This window comes from Thermostichus sp. OS-CIW-29 (assembly GCF_054058195.1).
In genome coordinates, this window is sequence record NZ_JBSSAB010000007.1 from 88,724 (window position 1) to 100,218 (window position 11,495).

Sequence of the window (11,495 nt, forward strand, 5' to 3'; positions counted from 1 at the left end):
TATACTGAAAATAATGTATAATATGTTCAGTACGGATTACTACCAGTTGATCTTTCTGTTTACTTTCGAGTCTGCCAACATGGTAGCCAAAGCAAAGCAGAAAATTGGTAGTAAGACGACACGGAAACTGCGCTTTGGGTATTCTACTCAAAGCTTTGCGGGATACCGCCATTCTGGTTGGAAACAAACAGAATGCTATCGCTGCATAGTTGAACAGTGATGTTCAGCAGTGTTCAGCGTAAATGTATCAGGACGTCACCTGAGAGGGTTTTGGGGGAGAAACTCCCGATCCAGGGGCAGGGGGGCGACAGGTTGGGTGAGGGTAAATTGGCCGCTTTCTATCCATTGCTTGAGGATTTCGGCAATTTGCATGGAGCGGCGCAGGCTGACCAGGGGAGCGGTGCGAACCTTGCGGCCATTGAGGGTGATCTGGCCGGATTTGAGCTGGGCATAGCTCACCAAGCCAAAGGTGGGCCGCACCCGGCGGGGAATGGAAAAGTCGATCACCGGTGCCACCAGTTCTTCATCCCGGATGGCGATGGCCTCCAAATCCGCAGGAGCGAGGATGGGAATGGGGATCCCGACCCCCAACATCAAGCTGGGACCGTAGTTGCGGAAGTAGCAGCCCCTCACCCATTCCGCCTGCATTTGCTTGGCATCTCCAATCAGGGCTAGAGTGGCCGCCGGGCCGATGGGAGTTTGGTTGGGCAATCGCTTTTGCAGCGGAAAGTGTTGGGTGCCCTCCCAGGCGACGTAGCCGATGCCGCCTCCCAAAAAGATGCGGCTGCCGATCCCCACCCGGCGCAACAGGGGATCGTTCAACAAGGGGGATAGCTCTCCCGGGTTGGAATAGACGGCATTGCCCAGATGCGGTTCCAACAGACCCAAGTAGGTGTACAAAGGCCGATCCCCGCCGTTCACCCCGACGATGAAGTTTTGGTAGGCATTGCGGGGGTTGAACAGGTAAAACTGGTTGAGCTGATCCCGAGTCAGGGTGGTCTCGTAGTCGGCGCGGGGGTAACAATCGGTCACTTGGCCGATGGCCCGCAAATGGACGCGCTTGCCCGCCACCAGGTCGGCAATGACATGGCCGCCCCCATAGGCTTGATCCGCTTGCTCGCTGGGTTGGGCTGCCCCCAGGTAAAGATCCACCGCGCCAAATCCGGCATAGGCCGGTACCCCGTTCAGCCAAGCTTGGCGAATCTTGATGGGCGGATCCGTATGGCCCAGGTTCACAATGGCTCCTGAAGACTCCATTGGCTCAAAGGTGCCGGTGGTGATCACATCCACCTGCTCAAAGGCTTCCTGGATCCCCAAGGTGGCCAGCTTGGCTTTGGCTTCCAGGGCCGTCCACACCCGCACCTGGCCTTTGGCAATGCGTTGGTTAATCTGGTCTAGGGTTCTCTCCATGGGATGTAAAGATCGCAATGGTTGGTCGCGTTGGCGGTGTGGAGGAATAAGAGGCGTGAGCATACTTCCTTCTCACTACCCACTGCTCTTTCCTCTCTTAAGGAGGGATCCGCTCCCATCTTGAATTCTCTCGTGAGGCAGCTCTTGGGACTGGCTCAATGAATAGCTTAAATGGACGGGGATCTGGGCCGGTGGGGCTTAAGGGGATCCGGCAGTATGGGCCGCTTTTGCCGGCGTTGGGGTTGGTGGGCCTGCTCTACGGCGGGGGGCTGCTGCTGGCTCTGGCCCAGAGTGTGGGCCTCTACGGCCTGGGCGAGAGGGGGTTTACCCTGCAGGGGTATGGGGAGCTGCTGCGGGATGCGGAAGTCAGGGGATCCCTGTTGCTCAGCCTCAGAATCGCTCTGTTGGCAACGGGGTTGGCGCTGCTTTTGGGGCTGGGGCTGGCGCTGCTGTTGCGGGGGGTGGGGGGGTGGGCCATCTGGCTTGGCCAGTTGACGCTGCCGATTCCTCATTTGGTGGGGGTGGCGGGGATGCTGCTGCTGCTGGGGCCCAGCGGTTGGCTGGCGCGGCTGGCCTTCCAACTGGGCTGGATTGCCTCGGATCAGGATTTTCCCTTGTGGGTGAACGACCGCGGCTATGTGGGGGTGTTGCTCTATTGGCTTTGGAAGGAGATCCCGTTTGCCGCTCTGGTGGCGCTGACGCTGCTGCGCGGGATGGGATCCGAGCTGGAGCAACAGGCTCGGCTGCTGGGGGCTTCTGCCGCCCAAACGTTTTGGTATGTGACCCTGCCCTTGCTCAGGCCGGGGCTGCTGGCCACCGGGATTCTCATCTTCGGCTTTGTCTTCAGCGCCTTTGAGGTTCCCTTGCTCTTAGGGCCCACCTACCCGCGCACCTTGCCCGTTCTGATCTATCAGCGCTTCACCCACATCAACCTGGAGCAGCGGCAGCAGGCGGTGGCGCTGGGGATCATCCTGCTGGCTGTCTCGGCAGCGGTGGTCAGCCTAATCGGAGGGCTGTTTGCAGCCAGAGTATCCTTTCTGCAGCTGCCGTTTGGCTCAGCGGGACGGAGTCCTTGGAGAAAGCCGTGAAAGGACGCAGATGGATTGGGGGATCCCTGCTCCGCCTTGGGGTGGCCGGAGTGGCCCTCCTTTGGGCTTTGCCCTTTGGGGTGCTGGCCCTTTGGGCCTTCACGCGGGCCTGGTATTTTCCCGATGCCCTGCCCCGGGCATGGAGCATAGCCGGTTGGCAGCAACTGCTGAGCTGGGGATCCCAGTTCCGAGCAGCCTTCGGCCAGAGCTTGCAAATTGCCCTGTTCACCACCCTGCTGGCCCTGGGGGTGGGGATCCCGGCAGGGCGAGTTTTGGGCACCCGTCCCGTGCCTGCCTGGCTGCGCCTGCTGCTGCTGTTGCCCGTCATCACCTCTCCTCTGGCTGTGCTGATGGGGATCCAAGGGGTGCTGATTCGCCTGCGGCTAGACGGTGCCCTGCTGGGGGTGGTGCTGGTGCATCTGATCCCCACCATTCCCTACATGGCTCTGGTGATGGGCAGTGTGTTCGCCCGTTTCGACCGCGGCTACGAGGCGCAGGCCCGCTGTTTGGGGGCGGATCCCTGGCAGGTGTGGTGGCAGGTGACGTTGCCCCTCATTGCCCCTGGGGCAGCCATTGGGGCGGTATTTGCCTTTTTGATCTCTTGGAACGAATTTTTGCTCACCTTCTTTGTCGGCGGTGGGCGGGTTCTCACGCTGCCAATGCTGCTCTACAGCCTTTTGCAAGGGGGAAACAATACCCTGGTGGCTGCAGTGGCCTTCCTGTCGCTGCTGCCGGGGTGGTTGGCCTTGCTGGGGGCCAGCGTCTGTTTGGGGCAGGCCATCGGGCTACCCCCCACAGAGGTTCAAGAGGGGGAGAGCTAATATCCCTTCAGGGCCAGGTTGGGCCGTTGCAGAGCAGCTCCCACCCGTTGAACCTGAGTTTTGAAGCTGCCATCTCGCTCCAACCATATCTGCCTCAGGGCAGGGGGAATTACCTCCAGGCCAAACTGGGGGCTCTTGGGACGAAATTGCACACAGGTTGAGGGACAAGCCAGGTAATCAACCCCCTCCCGCCGGCGGTGCAGGTCTTGGTGAATATGGCCGAATACAACGAGGCGGATGTGGTCGAACTCGTCCAGAACCCCAAACAACCGCTCCGGCTGCTGCAGGGCACTTTGATCCAGCCAGGCAGAATCCACCGAAAAAGGGGGATGGTGCAGGGCCAACAAAACATGGTGTTGGGCAGCTTTGCTCCGCTGCAATTCCTGTCTCAGCCACAGCAGCGTGCGCTCCGTCAGGTAACCGCTATCTTTGCCGGGCACGAGGGAGTTCAACAAAATAAAGCTCCAATTTTCCCGGCTGAAGCTCTTGTCCCCAAATAGCCGCTCGGCATGAAGCTCTTGGTTCATGGTGTGCAGGCGATCGTGGTTGCCTGCCAACCAGTAAGTATCGATGGGGAGAGCCTGCAAATGGGCTCTCAAACGGGCGTAAGATGCCGCACTGCCATCTTGAGAGAGATCTCCGGTAAGCAGCAGCAGATCCGGCAAGGGATCCAGAGCGGCAATGGCCTTTTGCACCTGCAGGAAAGAGGCTTCCGTGTCCACCCCCAGCAGCCGGTGATGGGGCTTGGCAAACAGATGCAGGTCGCTGATCTGAACCACGTATACGGTCATAGAGCAGGCCCAAGAGGGTGGGATCCCATCTCCGCAGGTTTAAAACACTACCGTTTTACGTTTTAACACCAGATGGCCCGGCTGGAACCAGTAGGTAGGGTCATTTCGATTCAAGCTAGGACACTGCACCCACACCCGAAACGTTGGTCGCGTCTTCGCGTCAGCGTTGCGGAGCAATAATTCCCAGAACCACAAGGCTTTTCTCAGTAGCCCAGGCGTCTCGCCCCCAACCTAAAATGACCATAACTCAGCCCTAAAGGGCTCAACCTTAACCTACCCAAGTCCGTCAACCCGGTTCAACCCCTTGAGAAAGCCTTAGGAAACATTCAGAGAGCGGCCCACGTTCCTAAAAGCAGCCTGCACCTGAGGCCAGCGGGATTCCTGGGTAGAGGCCGTCAGCGTATAGAGGCGATGGTGCCGAACGGTCACCGTCACCACCTCGTGGCGAAGCTGGGATCCCATATCGGTTTGGTATTCCAGCAGGTAATAGGGGTGCTCCTGCCGCTCAAAGGCTTCGGCAGCCAACAGCTTGGCCGAGCGACCGGATCCCTCAGGAGCAATGATCTTCTCCGCCACCAACTGCCCCACCTCAGCCGGGCTGCCCAAATCGGCAATCGTCTCCCCCTTGTCAAACGGGGCGATCATCAGGCTGACGTTCTCGGTCTCGTACACCAGGTCGCGCAGGAGTACCACCGGCCCTTTCCCCGGCCCAAGATTGACCGCCACCATGCCGTTGGGGTAAGCAAAAGCAAAGGCTCCGCTGGGATCCCTGTAGGCCCGCAGGTTAGAGCCCGCGGAACAGGCACCGACCACCAAGCTGAGGCAGACACAGAGCAGCAACAGCGCTCTAGACAGCCACGGGCTGGTTGCGTAAGTGGGCCACAGGCCTGATCGGGCAGAATGCGCGCCTCGTGCTGCTGACATTGCTGGGATCCTCTCCTCAGATGGGTTGCCTATTGTTCCTTTATCATCCTAGTACGAGCGCACTCCCTCTAGCCCGTTGACCGTCAATTCCCAACGGAAAACTCCCCCTGCAACTTAGCAGCGGGGTTGCCGACGTGGGTTGAAAAGCGAGGGATCCCCAAGCTTGGAAGCAACTGCCGCTATTGGGGGAGCCGCTTCTCGAAATCCAGATCCGGTAGCGGCAGGTTGGCTTGGGCACCTCCTTGGCCGGTGAGCATTGCCAAGCGGCGGGAGATTTCATCGTCCATGGCCATTTCATCCAATTGGGCAGCAATCTGCTCGCTGCGATCTTCCGAGAGCTCGCTCATGGCTCGGGATCTGAGCTGGCGAGCCTGGATAGCATTCTTCGCCGCCTCAAATTGCGACTTGGCCGAGTCGATGTTGTAGGAATTGTTGACGCGGGCCATCTGCTCCAGAGCTTGGTTCACCTCGTTGATGTCTTTGAGGTTGCTCAGCTCGCTCTTGTAAGCGGCCAATCGCTCTTTCTCGCGGGCCAGCTTTTGCTTGGCGGCGTTGACGTAGCGCTCGGCAGTTTCCACGTTCTCCTTAAGGGGGCCGAGAATGGCCTCAATTTGCAGCGCTTGGGACATAGCCAGACGGGCAGCCTCTTGATCGCCCCGTTGGGCGGCCAGGCGAGCTTTGTTCTCCAGGGCCTGGTACTCCCGCACCTTTTGCATGTACTTTTGTTCAGCTCGCTGATAGGCAGCCACTTGGGTGGCAACGGCTTCCGTGAGACGCTGAACCGTCTCCTGCATCGTGCGTAGGGATTCTTCCGCCACCATCACCGCCCCTGTGCCACCTTTCTCCACCGGGATCCCCCACAGCCAGTTCCAAGTTCCGACGATGACGCTGCCGGCCCGTTGCCCAAAAATGCCGTAGATGATCTTGCGTGCGCCCATGGCTTGACCCTCTTGCCTACGCGTGCCTCTACTGTATTTAATTTCTCCCCAACTGGAAAGATCTCAGGGATCCGGCAAGTGGACAAATTCAAATCCCCGCTTCTTCAAAGTTGGGATCAACTGCCGCGTCACCTCAGCCACTTGGGATCCCCCCTCTACCCCATCGTGCAGCACGATCAAGGAGCCAGGCCGCACCTGGGCCAGCACCCGCTCCACCACCACCGATACCGGTGGGATCAGCCAATCCTCAGGCACCACGCTCCACATCACCGGACAAAAGCCCCAACGGCGCAAATCCGCAAGCGTCTGCGGCCAAAACAAGCCATTGGGCGGGCGCACAGCCCGATAATCGTCAGGGATCCCGCCACAGGCAGCCACGAGGGTGGTTTGGCTGCGCTTCAGGCTCTGATAAAGCTCTCCAGGGGCAAGCTGGGTGAAGGAGCGATGCTGCCAGCCGTGAAGGCCAATGCGGTGGCCTTGTTGGCGGATCTGACGGGCCAGGTGGGGCCAGCGCTGCACCCGTTCTCCCAACACAAAAAACGTGGCCGGCACCTGAAAATCCATCAAAACCTGCAACAAAGCAGGGGTGTACTCAGGGTGAGGGCCATCGTCAAAGGTCAGAGCCACCCGCTGGGTATGGGGATCTGCCGGCAACTCCCACAGGCCGTCGGGAAAAAGGGTCTTGAGGCCCCAATGCAGGGGTGGGTAGAGAGATGGGGGCAGGATTTGCTGAGAAGAGAAGAGCATTGTGGTGGGCTGTATTTTGTCCAGAACCAGAGGGCAATGCTTTGGGTGATCAACTGGGTAACAAATTTAGGTATTGCCGATTGAGCCAACCAATTGAAAAAATGGGCATGAGCATTGTAGCCCGCAAAACGGAAATCAGGGTTGGCGGGCCCGTCGATGGGCTTTTGGATCTCGTCCTAGCCAGTTGTGATTACAGATTGTGCCTACAGATTGTGATTACAGAAGTTGCCATTGGGTGTCGGCAGCAGCCCGCCGCTCGAGTTCTTGAGACGGATGTGGGATCCCTTCTGCCCATAGCCCAGATCCGATAGGCTAGATTCACCCTCAAGGTATCAGCTGATGGCTTGGCAAACTCCAACACTGCTGCTGGTGGATGGTCACTCTCTGGCCTATCGCTCCTTCTACGCCTTTGCCTACAGCCGCGAGGGGGGGTTGCGCACTTCCACTGGGATCCCCACCAGCGTCAGCTTTGGCTTTTTGAAATCGCTGTTAGAAGTCTTGGACAAATACACCCCTACCCATGTAGCCGTTGCCTTTGATACACGGCAGCCCACTTTTCGCCACGAGGCCGACGAAACCTACAAATCAGGCCGCCCGGAAACGCCACCGGAGTTTATCGAAGATGTGGAGAACCTGAAGCAGGTGTTGACGGCACTACGCATCCCGATTTTGGTGGTGCCTGGTTTTGAAGCCGATGACATTTTGGGCACCCTCAGTAGGCTAGCCCCCCAAGATTACCGGGTGCAGATCTTAAGTGGCGATCAAGATCTGTTCCAGTTGATCGATACCGATGGAAGAGTTCGGGTTTTGCACCTCAACAGCAAAGATCGCATCAGCGAGTTTGGCCCCGAACAAGTGAAAGAAAAATTGGGCATCTGGCCTTGGCAGGTGGTGGATTATAAGGCCCTCTGTGGTGACCCTTCTGACAACATTCCCGGGGTGAAAGGGATCGGCCCCAAACGAGCTGTGGAGCTGCTGGAGCGCTACGGCAGTTTGGATGAAATTTTCGACCACCTGGACGAGATCCAAGGAAAAGTCCAGCAATACCTCAAAGAAGGGATCCCGGCGGCCCATCACTCGCAATTTATGGCTCGGATCAAATGCGACGTTCCTCTTTCTCCCGACTGGGAGAGCATGAAATTAACCGGGTTTGATCAAGCAGAATTGCTGCCGCTGCTGGAAAAATTGGAGTTTCACAGCTTCATCGCCCAAGTGCGCAAAATACAAACGGCTTTGGGGGGGATCCCAACCGAGGCAGAGGTGGTTGGCGCTTTTAATCCCACCGGGGATCCCGCAAACGCTCCTGACGAAGCCCTGTGGTTTGATTTTGCCCTCAATCCCGTCCCTTCTCTGCCGGCGGTGCGCATCATCGATACGCCGGAGCAACTGGAGCTGTTGCGGCAAGAGCTGTTGACCTGCCCAGGGATTGTAGCTTGGGATACTGAAACCACCAGTCTAGATCCACGGGATGCCCAATTGGTGGGGATCGGCTGTTGTTGGTCAGAGGGAGATATCGCCTACTTGCCCATCGGCCACCGCCAGGGATCCAACCTGGATTGGGAGCTGGTGAAACAAAGCCTGCAACCCCTTTGGGAAGATCCCAACCGACCCAAAAGCCTACAAAACTGTAAGTACGACCTGAGCATTTTCCGCGCCCACGGGATCCGCCTGCAAGGGATCCAGTTTGATCCCATGTTGGCCAGCTACGTTTTGGATCCAGAAGCCAGCCACAACTTGGCCGATTTGGCAGCTACCCATTTGGGTTTGCCAACCACCAGCTACAAAAAGTTGCTGGGCAAGGAACAGTCCATTGCCGATATCCCGATTTCCAAAGTTGCAGAATACTGTGGAACCGACGCCTATTGTGCCTATCGTCTGGTGCCAATCCTCACCGAAAAGCTGCAGAAAACCGATCCACGCCTGTGGGATCTTTTTATTCAAGTCGAGCTGCCCTTGGCCCAAGTTTTGGAAGAGATGGAGTGGATCGGCATTCGCGTTGATACCGAGTTTCTGAGGCAATTTTCCCAAGAGCTGGAACAAGAGCTGCAAAGTTTGGAGCAGAAAGCTTATGCCCAGGCTGGAGAAACCTTTAACCTCAATTCTCCCAAGCAACTGGGATCCCTGCTCTTTGAAAAGCTGAAATTGGACATTCGCAAAACCCGCAAAACGGCTACTGGCTATTCCACTGATGCCTCAGTTTTAGAAAAGCTAGAGGGGGATCATCCTCTCATCGAAACCATTGTGCAATACCGCACCTTGGCCAAGCTAAAATCGACCTATGTGGATGCTCTGCCCGCCCTGGTAAGAAGCGATACCGGCAGAGTCCACACCGACTTTAACCAAACCGTTACTGCCACCGGCAGGCTCAGCTCCTCAAACCCCAACTTGCAAAATATTCCCATTCGCACCGAGTTCAGTCGCCGGATTCGACAAGCTTTTATTCCCCAAGAGGGATGGCTATTGGCGGCAGCAGATTACTCTCAAATTGAGCTGCGCATTTTGGCCCACCTCAGCCAAGAACCTGCCTTGCTGGAAGGCTTTCGCTCAGGGGAAGATGTGCATACCCTAACCGCCCGTCTGCTCCTGGAAAAACAGGAAATAACCAGCGAAGAACGCCGCCTGGCCAAAACGATCAACTATGGGGTGATCTATGGCATGGGAGCGCAGCGCTTTGCCCGCACTGCGGGGGTTTCTTTGTCGGAAGCCAAGCAATTTTTACAGCGATTTAACGAGCGCTACGCCGGTATTTTCGCCTACCTGCGCTCCACCGAAGCCTTTGTGGAAAAACATGGCTATGTAGAAACGATCTTGGGTCGCCGTCGCTATTTTCCCAATTTGTCTCGTCTGACAGGCCATCGCAAACAAGCGGAATTGCGAGCAGCTGTGAATGCTCCCATTCAAGGATCCGCCTCAGACATCATCAAAGTAGCAATGGTGCGCCTGCAGCAAAAGCTGCAGAACTTTCGTTCCCGCTTGCTCCTGCAAGTGCATGATGAGCTAGTGTTTGAGGTGGATCCCTCGGAATGGCAGGCCCTAAAACCGCTGATCCAAAGGGAAATGGAAGGAGCAGTGCCCCTCTCCATACCGCTGGTGGTGGATATCCAAATTGGCCACAATTGGAAGGAAGCCAACTAGACCATGGGAGGCAGAAAACCCCAGGTTTGCAAGGAAAGGGATCCCGGCTCCGTGAAAATGTTAAGCTATGTAAAAGCGTTTGTTGTTTTCTTATGACTGTTGAGATTTACACCTGGCGTTTTTGTCCCTTTTGCATCCGGGCTAAGCAACTGCTGGATCGCAAAGGCGTGAAGTATATCGAGTACGCCATCGATGGAGACGAGGCAGCACGGGCGGAAATGGCCAAGCGGGCCAACGGCCGCCGTTCGGTGCCGCAAATTTTCATCAACGACCAGCATATCGGCGGCTGCGACGATCTTTACGCGCTAGAGGCTCGCGGCCAGTTGGATCTGCTCCTACAGCAGGCCAGCTAAGCCTCAACTGTATCTCTCATCACTTTGTAGCCTGTTTAACTTGAGCGCGAGCCTGCTTCACCATGGCAATTAAGGTTTGATGGGCGTCCTCGGAGTCCCGCAGGGGGTGGTCGAAGCGGATCCGCAGCGTTTGTACGGCCCCGTCGACCTGCACCCGCAAGTCCATCCCTTCCGGGTCAATGGCCTGCATGCGGGCTTGGGTAACTCCTTCCACCTGGCCAAAGACCCTGGCGTAGAGGGCTATTGCATCGGCATGATCTTCGTTCATGTGCTTGCAGATGCGCTCGCTAACTTGGGGGGTGAGAGGATCGCCCATGGCAGTTGTTTTTAGCTTACAGCCCTCAGTTTAAAGCTCCCGCCAGTCCACAGTAAACTACCCAACCCTACCCCTGGCCAGTACAATAATGCGGCTAACCCAGCGTTAAAAGCGGCGCTCCCGGATAGGCAGCCGTTTAGGTTTCAGAATAAAAAGGCAGGGATCCCTTCCCCTCCATCCCAGAGAACACCAGGGATCCAGGGGATCAAGCTTGTCCTTGGGCCTGTAGCTCCAACAGCTCATCTGCCATATCCAAAAAAGCCTCCCGATCCAGATAGGAGACATCTCCCACCCACTCCCCCAGCTTGACCACGTAGACCTCGCTCAAAGTGGGCCGGCGCTGCAAATCGCGGGAATAGGCTTTCACCAACCCGAGCACCGATTGCTTTTTGACAATTCGCCTGTAGCGGGGATCGTCCTTGGCCCGCACACGATAGACGACTCCGGTCTCATCGCCAATTTCCATCTCAAACTGGCGCTCCCGCACCTCTTCAATGTAGAAGTTGCCCTCTTCATCCAGCTTTTCTCGCTCTTCCACCACCACCTCGAAGCGGCGAGTGCGCAACACCTGCCCAAAAAACAATCCCCCATAGGGAATCTCGCGAAAGGCTAGCTGACGGCGGGAGATGGTATAGAGCGGCCCCCACAGGAAGGGATAGAGCAACGAGAGAATCCCGACCAGGAAGGCGATTGCCCCCAGAAAGGATCCCTCGCCGAAAGCGCGGGAAAGAACCAGCAGCGCCACACCCACCAAAATGGCCGTGATGATGCGGCCCGTGCTCTTGAGGGCATCGCTCCAGTAAGCCGCATACTGAAGGCGCGTTGGCACCACCGGAATCACCGATTCGCATTCTTCTGGGGTTAGCTCCAACAACATGCTGATACATTTACGCTGAACACTGCTGAACATCACTGTTCAACTATGCAGCGATAGCATTCTGTTTGTTTCCATTCGCGTTAGCGGGACGGAGT

12 protein-coding genes and 1 pseudogene are annotated in these 11,495 nt (G+C 57.1%); 6 read left to right on the forward strand and 7 right to left on the reverse strand.

The window, feature by feature from the left end; translation table 11 throughout:
- Window positions 1–25: 25 nt before the first annotated feature.
- A pseudogene (locus ACVWZJ_RS04335) lies at window positions 26–209 on the forward strand (hypothetical protein); the annotation flags it as partial.
- Between the two features lie 46 nt (window positions 210–255).
- On the opposite strand, the gene ACVWZJ_RS04340 reads toward ACVWZJ_RS04335, so the two are convergent.
- Window positions 256–1,410, reverse strand: a complete 1,155-nt coding sequence (locus ACVWZJ_RS04340) for a homocysteine biosynthesis protein (RefSeq protein WP_011431805.1) — start codon at window positions 1,408–1,410, stop codon at window positions 256–258.
- A 158-nt stretch (window positions 1,411–1,568) separates the two neighbouring features.
- Here ACVWZJ_RS04340 and ACVWZJ_RS04345 point away from each other — a divergent pair, with 158 nt between their 5' ends.
- Together ACVWZJ_RS04345 and ACVWZJ_RS04350 are read left to right on the forward strand one after the other, a co-directional pair.
- Entirely contained in the window at window positions 1,569–2,498 is a 930-nt protein-coding gene (locus ACVWZJ_RS04345; RefSeq protein WP_457394856.1) for an ABC transporter permease, read from the forward strand.
- Window positions 2,495–3,319: an ABC transporter permease gene (locus ACVWZJ_RS04350; RefSeq protein ID WP_011431803.1), complete on the forward strand. Its 825-nt coding sequence runs from the start codon at window positions 2,495–2,497 to the stop codon at window positions 3,317–3,319. The genes ACVWZJ_RS04345 and ACVWZJ_RS04350 overlap by 4 nt, the downstream gene beginning before the upstream one ends.
- Here the strand turns inward: ACVWZJ_RS04350 and cpdA are convergent.
- The 4 genes from cpdA to ACVWZJ_RS04370 all read right to left on the reverse strand — a co-directional run bounded on the left by cpdA (window position 3,316) and on the right by ACVWZJ_RS04370 (window position 6,719).
- Window positions 3,316–4,110, reverse strand: a complete 795-nt coding sequence (gene cpdA, locus ACVWZJ_RS04355) for a 3',5'-cyclic-AMP phosphodiesterase (protein ID WP_011431802.1) — start codon at window positions 4,108–4,110, stop codon at window positions 3,316–3,318. The two genes, ACVWZJ_RS04350 and cpdA, sit on opposite strands and share 4 nt — an antisense overlap.
- 315 nt (window positions 4,111–4,425) lie before the next feature.
- Entirely contained in the window at window positions 4,426–4,950 is a 525-nt protein-coding gene (gene psbP / locus ACVWZJ_RS04360; RefSeq protein ID WP_011431801.1) for a photosystem II reaction center PsbP, read from the reverse strand.
- Window positions 4,951–5,213: 263 nt separating this feature from the next.
- Complete coding sequence (locus tag ACVWZJ_RS04365) at window positions 5,214–5,972, reverse strand: PspA/IM30 family protein (protein WP_414400768.1); 759 nt, start codon at window positions 5,970–5,972, stop codon at window positions 5,214–5,216.
- A 63-nt stretch (window positions 5,973–6,035) separates the two neighbouring features.
- Window positions 6,036–6,719 carry a polysaccharide deacetylase family protein gene (locus ACVWZJ_RS04370; RefSeq protein WP_457394860.1) on the reverse strand — a complete coding sequence of 228 codons (684 nt, stop codon included), beginning with the start codon at window positions 6,717–6,719 and terminating at the stop codon, window positions 6,036–6,038.
- Between the two features lie 107 nt (window positions 6,720–6,826).
- On the opposite strand from ACVWZJ_RS04370, the gene ACVWZJ_RS04375 reads away from it, so the two are divergent.
- The 3 genes from ACVWZJ_RS04375 (at window position 6,827) to grxC (ending at window position 10,207) form a co-directional block, all read left to right on the forward strand.
- Window positions 6,827–7,030, forward strand: coding sequence for a hypothetical protein (locus tag ACVWZJ_RS04375; protein ID WP_457394863.1), 204 nt, complete (start codon window positions 6,827–6,829; stop codon window positions 7,028–7,030).
- A gap of 28 nt (window positions 7,031–7,058) precedes the next feature.
- Window positions 7,059–9,854 (forward strand): DNA polymerase I, encoded by a 2,796-nt coding sequence (polA, locus tag ACVWZJ_RS04380; protein ID WP_457394866.1) that lies wholly within the window; start codon window positions 7,059–7,061, stop codon window positions 9,852–9,854.
- A 92-nt stretch (window positions 9,855–9,946) separates the two neighbouring features.
- A complete protein-coding gene (gene grxC, locus ACVWZJ_RS04385; RefSeq protein WP_011431797.1) occupies window positions 9,947–10,207 on the forward strand; it encodes a glutaredoxin 3 in 261 nt (86 codons plus the stop codon).
- Window positions 10,208–10,226: 19 nt separating this feature from the next.
- On the opposite strand, the gene ACVWZJ_RS04390 is transcribed toward grxC, so the two are convergent.
- Window positions 10,227–10,523 (reverse strand): DUF2470 domain-containing protein, encoded by a 297-nt coding sequence (locus ACVWZJ_RS04390; RefSeq protein ID WP_011431796.1) that lies wholly within the window; start codon window positions 10,521–10,523, stop codon window positions 10,227–10,229.
- Between the two features lie 205 nt (window positions 10,524–10,728).
- A complete protein-coding gene (locus ACVWZJ_RS04395) occupies window positions 10,729–11,433 on the reverse strand; it encodes a hypothetical protein (RefSeq protein WP_457394868.1) in 705 nt (234 codons plus the stop codon).
- Between the last annotated feature and the right edge of the window lie 62 nt (window positions 11,434–11,495).